General features: G+C 62.3%; 16 protein-coding genes. 4 read left to right on the forward strand and 12 right to left on the reverse strand.

Annotated elements, in window-relative coordinates; translation table 11 throughout:
* Positions 1 to 21: 21 nt before the first annotated feature.
* Positions 22 to 1,341: a histidinol dehydrogenase gene (gene hisD / locus H6851_08660; protein MCB9943672.1), complete on the forward strand. Its 1,320-nt coding sequence runs from the start codon at positions 22 to 24 to the stop codon at positions 1,339 to 1,341.
* Between the two features lie 308 nt (positions 1,342 to 1,649).
* On the opposite strand, the gene H6851_08665 is transcribed toward hisD, so the two are convergent.
* Positions 1,650 to 2,528 (reverse strand): LysR family transcriptional regulator, encoded by an 879-nt coding sequence (locus tag H6851_08665; protein MCB9943673.1) that lies wholly within the window; start codon positions 2,526 to 2,528, stop codon positions 1,650 to 1,652.
* A 161-nt stretch (positions 2,529 to 2,689) separates the two neighbouring features.
* On the opposite strand from H6851_08665, the gene H6851_08670 reads away from it, so the two are divergent.
* Positions 2,690 to 2,986 (forward strand): DUF1127 domain-containing protein, encoded by a 297-nt coding sequence (locus H6851_08670; protein ID MCB9943674.1) that lies wholly within the window; start codon positions 2,690 to 2,692, stop codon positions 2,984 to 2,986.
* 161 nt (positions 2,987 to 3,147) lie between these two features.
* Here H6851_08670 and H6851_08675 read toward each other — a convergent pair whose 3' ends face one another.
* Together H6851_08675 and ltaE are read right to left on the reverse strand one after the other, a co-directional pair.
* Positions 3,148 to 3,576, reverse strand: coding sequence for an acyl-CoA thioesterase (locus H6851_08675; protein MCB9943675.1), 429 nt, complete (start codon positions 3,574 to 3,576; stop codon positions 3,148 to 3,150).
* Between the two features lie 2 nt (positions 3,577 to 3,578).
* Complete coding sequence (gene ltaE / locus H6851_08680; GenBank protein MCB9943676.1) at positions 3,579 to 4,604, reverse strand: low-specificity L-threonine aldolase; 1,026 nt, start codon at positions 4,602 to 4,604, stop codon at positions 3,579 to 3,581.
* Positions 4,605 to 4,846: 242 nt separating this feature from the next.
* Between ltaE and H6851_08685 the strand changes: the two genes are divergently transcribed.
* Both H6851_08685 and H6851_08690 read left to right on the forward strand, forming a co-directional pair.
* Positions 4,847 to 5,524 carry a DUF4377 domain-containing protein gene (locus H6851_08685; protein MCB9943677.1) on the forward strand — a complete coding sequence of 226 codons (678 nt, stop codon included), beginning with the start codon at positions 4,847 to 4,849 and terminating at the stop codon, positions 5,522 to 5,524.
* 63 nt (positions 5,525 to 5,587) lie between these two features.
* On the forward strand, positions 5,588 to 6,727 hold the full coding sequence (locus H6851_08690; protein MCB9943678.1) for an FAD-binding oxidoreductase: 1,140 nt from the start codon (positions 5,588 to 5,590) through the stop codon (positions 6,725 to 6,727).
* On the opposite strand, the gene doeB is transcribed toward H6851_08690, so the two are convergent.
* From doeB to dctP, 9 genes are all read right to left on the reverse strand, one after another.
* Positions 6,728 to 7,720, reverse strand: coding sequence for an N-alpha-acetyl diaminobutyric acid deacetylase DoeB (gene doeB, locus H6851_08695; GenBank protein MCB9943679.1), 993 nt, complete (start codon positions 7,718 to 7,720; stop codon positions 6,728 to 6,730).
* A gap of 5 nt (positions 7,721 to 7,725) precedes the next feature.
* Positions 7,726 to 8,940 (reverse strand): ectoine hydrolase DoeA, encoded by a 1,215-nt coding sequence (gene doeA / locus H6851_08700; GenBank protein MCB9943680.1) that lies wholly within the window; start codon positions 8,938 to 8,940, stop codon positions 7,726 to 7,728.
* A 20-nt stretch (positions 8,941 to 8,960) separates the two neighbouring features.
* Positions 8,961 to 9,953, reverse strand: a complete 993-nt coding sequence (locus tag H6851_08705; protein MCB9943681.1) for a cyclodeaminase — start codon at positions 9,951 to 9,953, stop codon at positions 8,961 to 8,963.
* The gene (gene eutB, locus H6851_08710) at positions 9,946 to 10,956 is read right to left on the reverse strand and encodes a hydroxyectoine utilization dehydratase EutB (protein ID MCB9943682.1); all 1,011 of its coding nucleotides are present in this window, start codon (positions 10,954 to 10,956) and stop codon (positions 9,946 to 9,948) included. Before eutB ends, H6851_08705 begins: the two co-directional genes overlap by 8 nt.
* On the reverse strand, positions 10,956 to 11,768 hold the full coding sequence (locus H6851_08715) for an ectoine utilization protein EutA (GenBank protein MCB9943683.1): 813 nt from the start codon (positions 11,766 to 11,768) through the stop codon (positions 10,956 to 10,958). The genes eutB and H6851_08715 overlap by 1 nt, the downstream gene beginning before the upstream one ends.
* A gap of 4 nt (positions 11,769 to 11,772) precedes the next feature.
* On the reverse strand, positions 11,773 to 12,210 hold the full coding sequence (locus H6851_08720) for a universal stress protein (protein ID MCB9943684.1): 438 nt from the start codon (positions 12,208 to 12,210) through the stop codon (positions 11,773 to 11,775).
* 14 nt (positions 12,211 to 12,224) lie between these two features.
* Complete coding sequence (locus H6851_08725; GenBank protein ID MCB9943685.1) at positions 12,225 to 13,508, reverse strand: TRAP transporter large permease; 1,284 nt, start codon at positions 13,506 to 13,508, stop codon at positions 12,225 to 12,227.
* A 3-nt stretch (positions 13,509 to 13,511) separates the two neighbouring features.
* Positions 13,512 to 14,090 (reverse strand): TRAP transporter small permease, encoded by a 579-nt coding sequence (locus H6851_08730; GenBank protein MCB9943686.1) that lies wholly within the window; start codon positions 14,088 to 14,090, stop codon positions 13,512 to 13,514.
* Between the two features lie 111 nt (positions 14,091 to 14,201).
* The gene (gene dctP / locus H6851_08735) at positions 14,202 to 15,215 is read right to left on the reverse strand and encodes a TRAP transporter substrate-binding protein DctP (protein MCB9943687.1); all 1,014 of its coding nucleotides are present in this window, start codon (positions 15,213 to 15,215) and stop codon (positions 14,202 to 14,204) included.
* Positions 15,216 to 15,268 lie beyond the last annotated feature (53 nt).

Here is a 15,268-nt window from a genome sequence, read left to right on the forward strand (position 1 = left end):
ACCAACCTTATGAGTCCTGCCATGTCCCGATCTGTCGCCCTTCACGAACTCGCCAGACTTGATGCCGATGCCCGTGTCCGCCTCCTGCAGCGTGTCGAGGACGATCTGGCACCGTTCATGGAAAAGGTCGCGCCGATCATCGAGGCCGTACGGGTCGAGGGTGACGAGGCCATCGCCCGGTTCATCCGCCAGTTCGACAAGGTCGAAGTGGATCCCGGTGACTTGCGCGCGAGCGAGGCGGATTTCGACGAGGCGTTCGACCGTCTCGACCCGGAGTTCATCGCCACGCTGGAATATTCGGCTGACAACATCCGCCGCTACCACCAGGACCAGATGCCCGGCGACCTGTGGATGAAGGAAATCCGCCCGGGCGTACTGGTGGGCGAACGTTTCACACCCGTGGACAGTGCGGCCCTCTATTCACCGCGTGGCAAGGGGAGCTTCCCGTCGGTCACGCTGATGACCGCCATTCCCGCGGTTGTTGCGGGCGTGCCGCTGCCCATCATCCTCACGCCACCGGCACCGGATGGCAAGGTCGACCCCGCCACGCTGGTGGCGGCACGGATCGCCGGTGTAGGCCATGTCTACAAGGCAGGCGGGCCGCTGGCCGTGGCGGCTGCCGCATTCGGTACGGCCACGATTCCCCGCTGCGACAAGCTGGAAGGTCCGGGTAGCCCGTGGTTCGTCGCGGCCAAGCGGCTGCTGGCCGACCGGATTGCCTCGCGGCTGCCTGCCGGTCCATCGGAGAGCATCATTCTTGCCGACGAGACCGCCGATCCGGCCATTGCAGGCCTCGATCTGATCATCGAGAGCGAGCATGGGCCGGACAGTTCATCCTTTCTCGTCACTTGGTCGCGGGATGTCGCCGAAGGGGCGATGGCGGCCATTCCGGGATATTGGGCCAGGATGGGCGAACAGCGGGTGGAGTATTCCTCCACGGTGCTTTCCGGTGCGCGTGGAGGCGTGATTCTGGCCTCCTCGGCGCAGGAAGCCTACGATTTCGTCAACGCCTATGCGCCGGAGCACTGCCAGATCGTCTCGAAGAAGCCGTTCGAGCACCTGCATGCCATCCGCCATGCCTCGGAGATCCTGCTGGGTGAACATGCGGCAGGTTCAATTGCCAACTACATGATGGGCCCCAATTGCGTGCTGCCGACATCGGGTGCTGCCCGCACGCATTCGCCTCTGGGCGTGCACGACTTCCTCAAGAGCTGTTCGGTGGGGCACATGACCGCGCGCGGCTTTGCCGAAATGGCACCACACACCCACCGCTTTGCCACGTACGAGGGCTTCGACGCGCATGCCAATGCCGTCTCGGATCTGCGCAGGGTCAAGGAATAGACCAGGCAATCCGCATGAGTTGGGGAGGGCGGTCGGTGCACATCGACCGCCCCTGCTGCAGCAACTCTCCCTTCCCGTCCGGGGCATTCCCATCCTCTTGTTCTCTCAATGAATTCTGCGGGCATCCGGAGTGAGGTCGTTCGGTGTCCATCCACTTGTCGGCAACAGGGTTGTCGGCCAAAAAGGGCCGGCCCTTTGCCTGATCGGCAATCTTCTTTTGAAACCTCGCCCGGCTGCCCGCGCAGACAGATGTCCGTTTGTCATGACAAGGTCATTATAGGAATAAATTCTAAATTTGCAAGCCAAAATCAGGCCGCGTGGGTGAGCGGCGGGCAGGTCTGGCAACTTGCGAGGACGTGTTCCTCCAACCGGTCGACGAGACAGCCTGCGGCGTGGGGGGAGCGTAGCAGGGTGATGCCGACCTCCGGCAGGGACGGGAAGCCATCGGCTTCGGTGAGGATGCGCAGACCTGTCTTGATGTTGGTGCGCATGACCGTGCCGACTGCCAGACCGGTTTCAACGGCTGCCAGAATACCCGAAAGGCTCACCGAACTGTAGGCGATCCGGAACGGCCGCCCGGCACGGATCAGTGTTTCGGTGGCATAGCGACGAAAGCAACAACCGGTCTCGAATGCGGCCAGCGGCACGGGATCCTCGTCGTGAACGCAATGCAGGGCCGAAGTGACCCAGACCAGCTGCTGCCGGCTGATCACCACACCGCCGGTTTCTCCGCTGCCCTCGCTGACCAGTCCCATGTCGACATCCCCTGCCGCCAGCATCTCCACGAGGCGGGTCGAGCGGTCGACGACCATTTCGACATGCACATGCGGATGGGTGCGGGCGAAACGGGCGAGGATCCCCGGCAGGAAGGTGCTGGCGTAGTCGTCGGGAGAGCCGAAACGGACATGGCCGCTCACGGCCTGACTGTCGAAGGCGGCGATGGCTTCAAGATGGGCACGAAGTATGCGCCGCGCATGGTCGAGCAGCATCTCGCCCTGCGGGGTCAGCGTGATGCTGCGCCCGTCACGCTCGAACAACGGCTGCCCCAGCGTTTCCTCCAGCCGCTTGATCTGCATGCTCACCGCCGATTGGGTGCGGTGAACCCGCTCGGCTGCACGTGTGAAACCGCCGGTCTCGGCTATCGCGACAAAGCTGCGCAGCAGTTCGGGGTCGAGGGTGAGCGGCATGGGCAACCTCCGGTAACACTACCATTCATCAAAAATAGTGATCGATAACATAAAATCAATTCGTTGGATTGATCAACCCTGAAAGGGCACCATCCTGTCATCGAGGCCGTGGGCCGCATTTCCGGTCATCCCGGCGAATAACCCATCGAGGAGATGACGTCATGACCCGTTCATGTGATATGGCCGACATCACGTCGGCATACGGGGATGTCGAAGGTTTCATCCGGTTGCCTGTCCGGCTTCGGGGAATTGCGACATCGATTGTCCGGCGGATGGCGATGTTGCGGACCCGGCGGGCGTTGCTCGGGCTGAATGACCTGCAACTCCGCGATATCGGACTGGAACGGGAAGATCTTCAGGCTGGCGGCGTCTCCTCCGGGCAATCATTCGATCCCGGACGTCTGGAAAACCTGCGCCACAGGGCGCTCAACCACCCCCTCAGCAGGGAGGCCCTGTAATGGCGCCGGGTATCATCATGGCGCGCAGCGTGAATGCCGCCACGAGAATGGCCGACTCGTTCGACGTGAGCCGCTGGGCCTATCGCTTCATCTGCTGGATCGAGAGCCTGCTCCAGCGCAAATAGTGCCGGTCGGGAAAGGATGCCACCGCAATCGGCAGATCATTCCGCTTCCCGCATGAGGGCATCCCTCAGGGGCTGCGGCAAGAGAAGGGCTCGAATGTGCTGAGGATGGTCCGGGTCGTGACCCGACCAGACCCGGGTCTCCATCGCCTCGATGGCCAGATGGCCGCCCTTGGTCACCTTGTGCCCGATGTCGAAGCTCGAATGGCGAATGTCGACCACGCGTGTCTCTATGGTGATGCGGTCATCGTAGCGGGAAGGAATGAAGAACCGGGCGCGGGTATCGACCATGGGCCAGCCGATGGTCCCGTAGCTGCGAAGGATGTCGAAGGTGGTCATGCCTGTGGCCGCCTCGAACATCAGGCCGGTGGACTGGTTGAAAATGGCGAAATATCTCGGATAGAAGACGATTCCGGCGGGATCGCAATCCCCCCACTCGATCACCACCTCGCGTCGATTGACAAACATGCCTACGCGGCGTCCCTGTGCTCGAAATAGACGATAATCGAGTCTGCTACCTTGCCGATATCGGCATCGCCAATGTCGAGATGGACGACGAGGCGGGAGCGCGGGGCACGGATTGAGGCAAGGATGCCGTTGCGGAAGAGTGCCCGGTGCAGCGGTTCGGCATCGGCCGGTTCGATGTCGAGAAAGACCATGTTGGTCTGCACCAGTGCCAGTGGCACCTTCAGGCCACCGATGCCCTGCAGCCGGTCGGCAAGAAGCCGGGCACGACGATGGTCTTCTGCCAGACGGGCGATATGATGCTCCAGCGCGTGGATGCCGCATGCGGCGAGCACGCCTGCCTGGCGCATGGCTCCTCCCAGCATCTTGCGCATCCTGTGTGCCCGCGCGATCAGTTCCTTGGGGCCGCACAGGACCGTACCGGCCGGTGCGCCGAGTCCCTTCGACAGACAGACCGAAACCGTATCCGCATAGGCTGCTGCCCGTGCCGGGGTGATGTTCTGCGCCACGGTGGCATTGAGGATGCGGGCACCGTCGAGATGCACGTGCAGGCCGAACTCGCGCGCCGCGCTGGCCGCGGCCACCATCCGGCTCAACGGGATGGACAGCCCGGAAACCGTGTTCTCAAGGCAGAGGAGGCGCGTTCGGGCGAAATGCGGGTCATCGGTCTTGACCGCTTCCCTGATGTCGTCGGGTGACACGGCTCCGTCCGCGGCAGTCGGAAGCGGGCAGGGCAGGACGCTGCCGAGTACAGCCGTTCCGCCAGCCTCGTGGCACAGGATGTGATATCGATCACCGATGAGATACTCGTCACCCCGGTCGCAATGTGCCATGACGGCGGCAAGATTGCTTTGGGTGCCGGTTGGCAGGAACAGTGCGGTTTCCTTGTTGAACAGCGCAGCCGCGCGTTCCTGCAACTCGATGACGGTCGGATCGTCGCCATAGACATCGTCGCCTACCTCCGCACGAGCCATGACCTCGCGCATCGCCGGGGTCGGGCGGGTGACGGTATCGCTGCGAAGGTCGATCATGGGGAACTTTCGGCATGTGTGGGGTGGTCGGGGTGTGAGCACCGCCACCATTGGCGTGGCGGGGCCCGCGCGAACGGGATGATAGCGGCTCTCCGTGGCCGTGGTCGAGAGCCTGCGTCGGGATATCGCGCCCGCGCGAGGTTTGCCTGGCGCTCCGGCTGCGCATCGGCAGATTTCAGCATGGAACCATCTACGCGATGCGTTGTTGTGGCAGAAAACGAAACGGGAAGGATGCCCCGATCATGTTTGGGAAATGGCTGTGGATGACCGCTGCGGCGATGACGATCACTTCGTGTTCAGCTCTGAGTGGCGACGATTCGTTTTGGGTGGACAGCTTCAAGGTGCCGTGCGCCGGTGTCGGCAAGATGCAGTGCCTGCAGGTCCAGGAGAACGAGATCATCGATCCGGAGGCCTGGCAGTTGTTCTACGACCCGATTGACGGCTTCGAGTTCGAGACCGGAACCTTCCAGAGAATTCGCGTGGAGAAGGAGGTTCTCGATCCGGCAACCGTTCCCGCTGACGCATCCTCGATCCGCTACAAGCTGGTCGAGGTGCTGGATCGTCAGCACGATCCGCGCATCGCGATCAATGACATCTGGGTATTGAGGTCGCTCGATGGCGCTGAAGCCACTGCTGATGACTTCAGCGAGGCGCCGGTGCTTGAATTCAGCCTGACCGAGATGACCGTGCGTGGTCACGACGGCTGCAACCAGCTCCATGGCAGGATCGAGGAACTGACCGCTGTGGAGATCCGGTTGGGGCCGGTGGCCGCCACGCGTCGTGCCTGCATCAAGGGCGAGGGGCCGGCCCGCTTCGATCAGGCATTGTCAAAGGTCCGCGCCTATACGCTCAAGGAGAGGACACTCACCCTGAGCGATGAGGATGGTGGTCATCAATTGGTGCTCACCAAGGTCGATTGACGGGTCGCCACAGCTGTCGTCATGCTGTCGCGGCCCTGCTAGAAATGATCCCCATCTGGCGAAATGAGGGAAGGCGGGGCAAGCGTGCGTTCTTCGGCGGATGTAATCGTCATCGGTGGCGGGCTCGTGGGCATGGCCATCGCCTGGGGCCTGCAGAAACGCGGGCTTGTGGTTCTGGTGCTCGACGAGGGCGATGTTGCACACCGTGCCAGCCGTGGAAATTTCGGGCTCGTCTGGGTCCAGGGCAAGGGGGCGGGCATGCCTGCCTACGCTGCGTGGACCCGACGGTCGGCGGATCGCTGGCAGGGGCTCGCCGACAGGCTCAGGCAGGAAACCGGCCTGGATGTCGGTTATCGCAAGGTGGGCGGACTCGATATCGCGTTGAGTGAGGACGAGCTGTCGGAGCGTCGCGCAAAGCTCGAAGCCATCCGGGATGCCGCCGATGCCGATACGCGTGTCGATTTCGAGATGCTCGACCGCCGGCAGGTTGCCGAGCTGTTCCCCGACATCGGCCCGGATGTAGCGGGTGGCTCGTGGACCGCACATGATGGCCACGCCAGCCCGCTGCTGCTGCTGCGGGCCCTGTTGGCAGCCTTCCGGTCTGCGGGAGGTATCTACCGGCCGGAGACCGCGGTTCATCGGATTGAACCGGGCTTTGTCGTTCACGGCGGCCGGGAACAATACAGCTCTGGCCGTGTGGTTATAGCCGCCGGTCTCGGCTCCGCCCGGCTCGCGCCGATGGTCGGGCTCGACGTGGCGGTGCGACCGCAGCGCGGTCAGGTACTCGTCACCGAACGCCTGTCGCCCCGACTGGGCTATCCGACAGTCTGCGTCAGGCAGACGGTGGAAGGCACGATACAGATCGGTGACAGCCACGAGGAGGTTGGTTCCGATGACCGCACGACACCTTTCGTGCTGCGCGATATAGCCCGCCGTGCTGTCCGGACCTTTCCGTTTCTCGGACAGGCCCGTATCGTGCGCAGCTGGGGAGCGCTGCGGGTGATGAGCCCCGACGGATTCCCGATCTACCAGCAATCCCCTGACCTGCCCGGGGCCTTCAGTGCCAGTTGTCACAGTGGTGTCACGCTGGCTGCAGCCCATGCCGACCTCATCGCCCCGATGATCGAGGCTGGTCGCCTTGAAGCCGATGTGGCGCCGTTCAGTGGCCAGCGATTTGCCCGGCGGAATCCGGATTTCGCCTGATCATGTCGCGACAGTCGCCACGACGGCGAGGCAGTCGCCGGACTTGACCAGGCCGGGGTAGTGGCGCGAGGCGAGGATTCCGCTTCGGCGGGCCATACATGGGACCGGCGGCAGGCCCGTGCGGTCGACGGGCCATATGCGGGCGACCGGCTGTCCGCTGGCCACGGGTTCACCCAGATCGATCATGGGCTCGATCAGCCCGTCATGTTCGCTGAAGAGGAAACAGTCATCGTCCTCCATGGCAAGCTCGACGGAAGGCTTGCGTTCGACCGCCCCCTGCATGATCCCGACATGGCGCAACACGTTGGTGATACCCTTGCGGGCGATGCGGATCGAACGCGCCGTTGCCGTACCGCCGCCGCCGAGTTCGGTGGTGACGAAGACCTTGCCCATGTCCTCGATTGCCCTGTCGAACATTCCGGCACTGTCGATTTCGCGCATCATCATGGAATACGGGGCGTTGAAGGCACGCATGGCAGCCTCGCATGCCGCCTGCTGGTCCTGATCGTCGAGGATGTGAGCCGACGCAAAGGGAACGAAGTCCAGCGTACGACCACCCGAATGGAAGTCGAGAACAATGTCGGCAAGGGGGACGAGAGCTGTCAGGACGTAATCGGCAATCTTCTCGGTGACGGTACCGTCAGGTTTTCCGGGAAATGTGCGGTTGAGGTTGCGCTGGTCGATGGGCGAGCAGCGCAGGCCTGCCCGAAAGGCCGGATAGTTGAAGAATGGCAGGATGATGACCCGGCCGTTGATGGCAGTTGGATCGAGCTCGTGAGTGAGGCTCTGCAGGGCCACTGGCCCCTCATATTCGTCGCCGTGATTGGCGCCGGTGAGCAGGGCCGTGGGGCCATCGCCATGGTTGATCACGCTGATCGGGATCATCACCGAACCCCATGCCGAATCGTCGCGGCTGTAGGGCAGGCGCAGGAAGCCGTGGCTGGCACCCTGCGCATCGAGTGGAATGGTCGGGGAAATGGGGTTCCGTGCCATTGTCGTCAGTCGATCACGATGAGTTGTCGTGGTACATTCGCGAGCAATTCCGGGCCCTTCTCACCGATGACGATGCTTTCGGTGATCTCCAGTCCCCAATTGTCCATCCACAGGCCGGTCATGAAGTGAAATGTCATGCCCGCCTCCAGCACGGTCTTGTCGCCCGGGCGTAGCGAGCAGGTGCGCTCGCCCCAGTCGGGTGGATAGGAAAGCCCTATAGGATAACCGGTACGGTTGTCCTTGACGATCCCGTACTTGTTGAGAACGGCGAAAAAGGCGTTGGCGATGTCCTCGGTCAGATTGCCGGTCCGGGCTTTTTCCAGACCCGCTTCCATGCCTTCCAGAACGGCCTTTTCGGCATCGAGAATATCCTCCGCCGGCCTCCCAAGGAAAATGGTCCGTGACAATGGGCAGTGATAACGGCGATAGGCCCCTGCGATCTCGAAGAAAGTACCCTCGCCGAGACTCATGGGCTGGTCATCCCAGGTTAGGTGAGGTGCGGAGGCATCCCTGCCGGACGGCAACAACGGCACGATCGCCGGATAATCGCCGCCGAAGCCGCGTTCATCGTCAAAACGCAGACCGGCGTCGTAGATTTCGGCCACCAGATCGCATTTGCGCATGCCGGGCCGAATGGTCTCGGCGATCCGCGCGTGCATACGCTCGACGATGCGCGCGGCATTGCGCATATAGTCGAGTTCCAGCGGTGACTTCACTCCGCGCTGCCAGTTGACCAGACCGGTAGCATCGATGAAGCGCGCGTTGGGCAGGTGCTGTTGCAATGAGGCATAGGCCTTGGCCGAAAACCAGTAGTTGTCCATCTCGACGCCGATGGTCAATCCATCCCATCCTCGATCCCTGATCTGGTCCGAGACATAATCCATTGGATGGCAAACTTCGGATTGCACATAGTGATCGGGGTACCCGATCAGGCAATTCTCATCGCCCATGTAACAGGTGCGCCGCGCTCCATTGGCATCCTGCCCGCGACCGAACCATACGGGCATGCCATCCAGTGCCACAAGTACACCCTGATGGACGTAGAACGACCAGCCATCATAGCCGGTCAGCCACGCCATGTTGGACGGATCGGATACCAGCAGCAGCTCGATGCCCTTCCGGGCCATTGCCTTGCGTGTCTTCGCAAGGCGATCCTCGTATTCGGCCGTCTCGAAACTGGGTTGGGCAGGGTAGGGAGCGGTTGCCGCCGTTGCGAGCATGGCCGTGATCTTTCCTTGCGTTAGTTGCGGAAGTCGATGCCGGCGTCGAGCATCGCGGCTCGCCTGCGGGCAAAGGTCGCTATGGCCGTGTCCTGAATACCGGTACCGGTGAGGTCGGCAATGGTAATCGCCCCGGCATTGTCCCGGCCACGTGCCCTGCCGACGATCACGGCTCCCAGTTCAATGCGGTCTGCGGTTTTCGGAGCGGTACCGGAGGCAAGTGCCGAACGGAGTTCGCCGAGCCTTTCCGTCTGGTTCAGACAGTCAGCCACGTAGAGCGAGGCAAGGGTGAAGCAGTCCGGGTCGAGTTCGTTCTTGTTGTCCTGGTCCGAGCCCATGGCGGTGATGTGCTGGCCGGGCTTGAGCCATGTCGCGCGCACTACCGGCTCAGTGGCGGGCGTGGTGGTCACGATGACATCGGCTGCACCGACAGCCTCGGCCGGATCCTCCACTGCCTTCACGTCGATGTTCAACTCCTGACTGAGATCAGTAGCCATTGTGTGGGCTTTCCCGGCGTCACGCGCCCAGACCAGAGCACGAGTGATCGGGCGGACGAGGCACAGGGCTTCGAGCTGGAGACGGGCCTGCGTCCCCGCACCGATGATGCAGGCCGTGGACGCGTCGTCGCGGGCCAGGTGGCGGGCGGCAACGGCACCGGCCGCAGCCGTGCGCACATCGGTGAGATAGCCGTTATCCAGCAGGACGGCCTCCACCATACCCGTCTTCGCGGAGAACAGGACCATGAGGCCGGAGGTGCTGGGCAGGCCCAGCGTCGGGTTGTCGAAGAAACCCGGCGAGATCTTGATGGCGAAACTCTCGATACCCGGGACGTAGGCGGTCTTGACATCGACTTCGCCGTGTGCCTCCAGGATCGCCATCGACAGGATCGGCGGCATGATGACGCCACCGTGAGCCAGCGCACGGAATGCCTGCTCGACGCAATCGATGGCGTCAAGATCGAGGTGGACCGCCTTGCGCAGGTCGCGTTCGGCCAGAATACGGATGTCAGGCATGACCTGCCGGCCCCCTCGTCACCCGGTCGCTCTCGCAGGTGATGATGCGAAGATGATCGTTCATGTCGATATTTCCACCGCTGAGAATAACGACAAGTGGCCCATCGCTACGGATTTTTCCGGCCAGAAGGGCAGCGATGCCGACGGCTCCGGAGCCCTCGACAATTTGCCTTTCCTTCCAGTAGGCATGCGAGATGGCCAAGGCGATTTCGGTTTCACTCACCAGGATGATGTCGTCGACCAGATCGCGGACCATGGTGAAGGTGTAGCGATTGTCGAGGCCGATGCCACCGCCGAGCGAATCGGCCAGCGTCGGAAGTTCCTCGACCATCACGGGCCTGCCGGCCTGCTGGGATGCGTACATCGCCGCGCCGCGCTCCATGGTAACGCCGATGATCCGGACATGGGGGCGTTTTGCCTTGATCGCGGCGGCCACCCCCGAAATCAGGCCGCCGCCCGAAAGAGGCACGAGCACGGTGCGCAGCTCCGGAACCTGTTCGATCAGTTCGAGCCCCAGCGTACCCTGCCCGGCAATGACCTTGGGGTGATCGAAAGGCGGGATCAGGGTCATGCCCTCCTCTTCGACCAGCTTGCGGACCTCCTCTTCGGCGTCGTCCTGCGAACGGCCGGCAATACGCACCTCGGCACCATGTGCGCGGATTCCGTCGATCTTCACCTGTGGAACGAGTTCGGACATGCAAACGATGCAGCGTACACCTGCCTCGCGAGCTGCCAACGCCAGACCGCGCCCGTGATTGCCGGTGGAAACACCTACCACGCCTTTGGCCTTCTCCTCGTCGGAGAGCGAGAGTACGGCATGGGTCGCACCGCGATATTTGAAGCTGCCGGTGATCTGGTGATGTTCAAGCTTGAGCCAAACCGGCAGCCCTGCAAGTTCGCTCAGGATCGGTGACACCTGTATCGGTGTAGGGCGCAGCCGGTCGGCAATGGCCGCGCGGGCCCGTTCGATCTCGTCGAGTCCGACTGCCGTATCGTTGCGCATCAGACCTCGCTTTCCCATTGTTCGGTCGTCAGTTCCACATCGAGAAGGCTTCCATAGCCGCGAGGACGATCGCTTTCCAGCCCGCCCAGACGTGCCATGGCCCAGCCGCTGGCCTGATTCGAGGTGATCACTGGCTTTCCGGCCTGCCGTTCGATCTCGGCAATGACCGGCAGGGCAGGCAGGGCCGTGCAGGAGAAGAACAGGGCTTCGGCATCAGGGCTGTCGGCGGCGAGAGCCGCCTCGATGATCGTCTGGCCGGCGATCCGTGCCATTTGGCGATCATCGTCCAGACCCAGATATTGCAGTCCGACGATCTCGATGCCATGGCGGATGAAATAGCCGGCCATCGTGGTGCTGGTGGCAAGATTGTAGGGCGTGACCACGGCGATGCGCTTCACGCGCAAGGCCCTGCACGCCACCCGTACGGCTTTTGCCGGTGTTACCACCGGTATTCCCGGACGTATGGAGCGGACCGTATGTTCGACGACGGCATCGCCGATCACCACCGAAGCCGCCGTGCAACTGTAGGCGATCGCCGCCAGCCGAACACCTGGCACCAGCAACGCCGTCGCCGCTGCCAGATGGGGCAGCATGGCGGCGAGACTGTCCGGCGTGGTCGGGTTGGCAAATGGTACCCGGGAGACATGAATGGCTGTGCGGGATGAACCCAGCAACATGCCGAGGTCGCCCTCGCTGGTCAGGTCGGTGGAAAGAGCGAGCAGCCCGAAGCGGATGATCGATTGCGGATCGAGCAGGCGGGGACGGACCGCCGAGCGCTCGATCGGTAATGCCCCCGGCGGTAGGGTGGTCATGGTTTCAGACCACCATGACGGGGCATCCGGCGAGGCTCGTCACCTTGTGCGAGACACTGCCGAGCAGATAGCCTTCGAGATCGCCCAGGCCGCGGCTGCCGACCACGATCAGGTCGCAATCGTGCTCCTTGGCGAAGGCGACAACGGTACGCGCCGGCTGGCCTCCCTTGACGAATGCGCGAAACCTGTCGCTACCGGCGTCGGTGGCGATCGACTTTCCCTGCTCGGCCACCTCGCGCGCATGGTCGCGCATCGCATCGTCGATCGTGCCTGGATCCTCCGGACGAACCATCGACATCGAGGCTTCGAGCAGGCTGTGATGCCGGTAGACGGTGAGCACGAGCAGTTCCGCACCGCTCAGCTTCTGAAGGCATGCTGCGTGGCGCAGGGCCCGTTCGGCTCCCTTCGAGCCGTCGAAGGCGGCAAGGATGCGCTTGTACATGGTGGCGGATCTCCTCAGCGGAATGCCAGATCACGCAGGAACAGGGCGATATCCGGGAAAAAGATGAGCAGGGCGGAGACCAGCAACAGGATCGCCGTGAACGGGAAGATCCCGCGGATGACCTCGATATAGGGCCGTTTGAAGATCGCTATGGCGGTAAAGATATCGCAGCCGAAAGGCGGTGTCGCCGATCCTATCGCGACCTGGAGGGTAATGATCGTGCCGACCAGCACCGGGTCGAGACCGACGCTCTTGACTACGGGAGCGAAGATCGGGACCAGTACCAAGATGACAACGATCGGGTCGACGAACATGCAACCGATGAAGAATGCGACCGAAATCACGGCCAGCACGCCTTTGGGGCCCATGTCGTCGATGCCGACGGCTCCCAGGATGGCCTGCGGGACCTGGGCGAAGGAGATGATGTAGGAAAACGCGGCACCGCATCCGACAAGGATGAACACGACCGCGGTGATCAGCCCCGTTGATTTGGCGATGCGATAGATGTCGCTGGTCCGCAGCGAGCGGAACACGAGGAATTCGAGGATCAGCGCATAAAGGACACAGGCTGCTGCTGCCTCGGTGGGACTGAAGATGCCACCATAGATGCCGCCGACAATGATAACCGGAAAGCCGAGCGGCCAGACTGCCCGCCTGATCGCTTCCCTGCGCTCGCTCCAGCTTGCTCGGGGCTCCGTGGGTACGCCCTTCACGGTCGCGTAGGCCATCGAATAGGCGGAGAAAAGGATCAGCAGCAGCAGGCCCGGACCGATGCCGGCGATGAACAGTTCGGAGATCGACGTCGAGGAAATGACGCCATAGATGATCATGCCGATTGATGGCGGGATGAGAAAGGCGATGTCGCTGGCATTGATGATGAGCGCCAGCACGAAACTGTCCTTGTAGCCTGCCTTGAGCATGCGCGGACGCAGGGGCGAACCGACGGCCACCACCGTGGCCTGGGTGGAACCCGAGACCGCGCCGAACAGGGTGCATGCCGTCGCCGTGCTGACTGCAAGACCGCCCCTGATGTGCCCGACGAATTTCATGACCATGTCGATCAGGCGCCCCGCGGATTCGCCACGGGTCATGATGTCGGCGGCAAGGATGAACATGGGCACGGCGATCAGCGAGGCCGGACGGATGCCTGCCAGGATCTGCTGGACCATGAAGTCGATCTGGCCCAGCCCGCCGAACAGCGTGACGAAGCCGACGAAGGCCGCCATGATGAGCGGAATCATCATGGGGAAGCCCATCAGCAGGAGGACGACCATGATGGCGGAGAGTGACCAGGCCATGGTTCAGATCTCCATCTCGTCGTTGTCATATCCCTCCAGCACGGTGGTCGAGAGATAGATATCCTTCTCGTGAAGGTTGCGCACGGCGGTAAGTGCATACTGGATGCCGGTGAAGAGAAAGCCCACCGGGACCCACAGATAGATCCAGTAGACGGGGATCTGCATGGATGGCAGGACACGTCCGGACTTGGCGACCTGGACAATGTAGGACGCGGAAAACCATGCCAGAGCCAGCATGGTCAGTGCCGTGAACGCGGCGATCAGGATCATCATCGCCTTGCGCGGTCCATGTGGCAGGGTGTCGAAGATCGCCGACATGCGGATGTGACGACCCTGCCGCGCGGCATAGGATATTCCGGCGAAGGTAATCAGGACAATCAGGATGCGATTGACCTCTTCGGTGAAGAATAGGGAGTGCTGGAACACGAATCGTCCCATGACATTGGCAACGGTGTTTGCCGCCATCAACAGCACGCCCAGCGCCAGCATGACCGATTCGAGCCGGCTCACGGTGCTGTCGATAGTGCCCAGCACACCTGGCAGAGCCGATTCATGTTCCGGCCGCTTCTCGCTCTGTTCCATGCGGGTGTCCTCCCCTGGACCATGCCCATCGTTCCACCCGCGCCATGGAACAATGGCCTTGCGGCCCGGCGAGGAAGCGCCGGGCCAGCAACTCGATGCGCTTGCGGACCCTTATTTCTCGGCTTCGGCGAGATCGGCCTTCATCTGGTCGAGGATGGCCTTTCCGCTGTCACCGGTCATCTCGATGAACTTGGCCTCGACCTTGGCCGCGGCCTCCTTGAACGGTGTGCGCTGTTCTTCGGTGAGGACATTGACCTGCATGTCGGGCTTGGCTGCCTTGATCTTTTCAATCGCGCTTTCCTCAAGGCCCTTCTGGTAGTCGAGAATGTATTCGAAAGCCGTATTGCTGGCACTCTGGATGATGTCCTTGTCCTCATCCGAAAGCCCGTCATAGAACGATTTGTTGGCCATCACCGCGGTGGTGAAGTTGTTGTGACCGGCAAAGGTGATGACATCGGTGACTTCGTAGATCTTGCTCGACTCCACGAAGGAGGTCGGGTTTTCCTGACCCTGGATGATGTTAGTCTGGAGGCCGCCATAGACCTCGCCCCAGGGTAGCGGGGTAGGAGTGGCGCCAAACGCGGCATAGGATTCGACCAGAAGGGGATTGGTCATCACCCGGAACTTGACCTCGGAAAGCGACTGCGGTCCGGTGACGGGTTCCTTGGTGGTCATCACCACCTCACCTTCCGGAAACATCGTCAGCAATTCGAGGCCCTGCTGAGCGTAGAGTTCCTTGAAGTTCTCGTGAATGGCCTTCGAATTGCGGAAGAACTTGTTGAGCTTGTCGGTGTCGGTGGGCAGCAGGTAGGGAACGAAGAAGACCTGCGCCTCGGGGATGAGCGAGCCGGTGAAGCCCGGCGACTGGTCGACGAACTGGAGCAGCCCTGCCTGGGCCTGTTCCATGATGTCGGCGGATTCGCCCAGTGTCCCGAACGGGAAGAGCTGGATCTCGTGATCGGAATTGGCCTCGACCTCTTCCTTGAACTTCTGGGCATACATGCCCTGGACTTCCTGCAGCGCTTCCTCGAAGGCGTAACGCCAGGTGTCGGCGCTGGCGCCGACGGACTGGGCGATCAGTGCCAGGGCCGCAACGCCGCCAAGTGAAAGAGTCCTGAGTTTCATGGTGAACATGCCTCCTTGACAGATAGATCCAGAAACCCCGCCATGATCGTTGC

The sequence above is a fragment of the Geminicoccaceae bacterium genome (assembly GCA_020638465.1).
Lineage (GTDB): Bacteria > Pseudomonadota > Alphaproteobacteria > Geminicoccales > Geminicoccaceae > JAGREO01.

Coding starts and splice junctions, on each gene's coding strand:
- doeB (MCB9943679.1), bottom strand. CDS start 7,720: ATGGCACGGAACCCCATTTCCCCGACCATTCCACTCGATGCGCAGGGT.
- H6851_08670 (MCB9943674.1), top strand. CDS start 2,690: ATGACCCGTTCATGTGATATGGCCGACATCACGTCGGCATACGGGGAT.
- H6851_08705 (MCB9943681.1), bottom strand. CDS start 9,953: ATGCCTGACATCCGTATTCTGGCCGAACGCGACCTGCGCAAGGCGGTC.
- H6851_08720 (MCB9943684.1), bottom strand. CDS start 12,210: ATGTACAAGCGCATCCTTGCCGCCTTCGACGGCTCGAAGGGAGCCGAA.
- H6851_08730 (MCB9943686.1), bottom strand. CDS start 14,090: ATGGAACAGAGCGAGAAGCGGCCGGAACATGAATCGGCTCTGCCAGGT.
- H6851_08715 (MCB9943683.1), bottom strand. CDS start 11,768: ATGACCACCCTACCGCCGGGGGCATTACCGATCGAGCGCTCGGCGGTC.
- ltaE (MCB9943676.1), bottom strand. CDS start 4,604: ATGATCGACCTTCGCAGCGATACCGTCACCCGCCCGACCCCGGCGATG.
- H6851_08685 (MCB9943677.1), top strand. CDS start 4,847: ATGTTTGGGAAATGGCTGTGGATGACCGCTGCGGCGATGACGATCACT.
- dctP (MCB9943687.1), bottom strand. CDS start 15,215: ATGAAACTCAGGACTCTTTCACTTGGCGGCGTTGCGGCCCTGGCACTG.
- H6851_08690 (MCB9943678.1), top strand. CDS start 5,588: ATGAGGGAAGGCGGGGCAAGCGTGCGTTCTTCGGCGGATGTAATCGTC.
- H6851_08675 (MCB9943675.1), bottom strand. CDS start 3,576: ATGTTTGTCAATCGACGCGAGGTGGTGATCGAGTGGGGGGATTGCGAT.
- eutB (MCB9943682.1), bottom strand. CDS start 10,956: ATGCGCAACGATACGGCAGTCGGACTCGACGAGATCGAACGGGCCCGC.
- H6851_08725 (MCB9943685.1), bottom strand. CDS start 13,508: ATGGCCTGGTCACTCTCCGCCATCATGGTCGTCCTCCTGCTGATGGGC.
- hisD (MCB9943672.1), top strand. CDS start 22: ATGTCCCGATCTGTCGCCCTTCACGAACTCGCCAGACTTGATGCCGAT.
- doeA (MCB9943680.1), bottom strand. CDS start 8,940: ATGCTCGCAACGGCGGCAACCGCTCCCTACCCTGCCCAACCCAGTTTC.
- H6851_08665 (MCB9943673.1), bottom strand. CDS start 2,528: ATGCCGCTCACCCTCGACCCCGAACTGCTGCGCAGCTTTGTCGCGATA.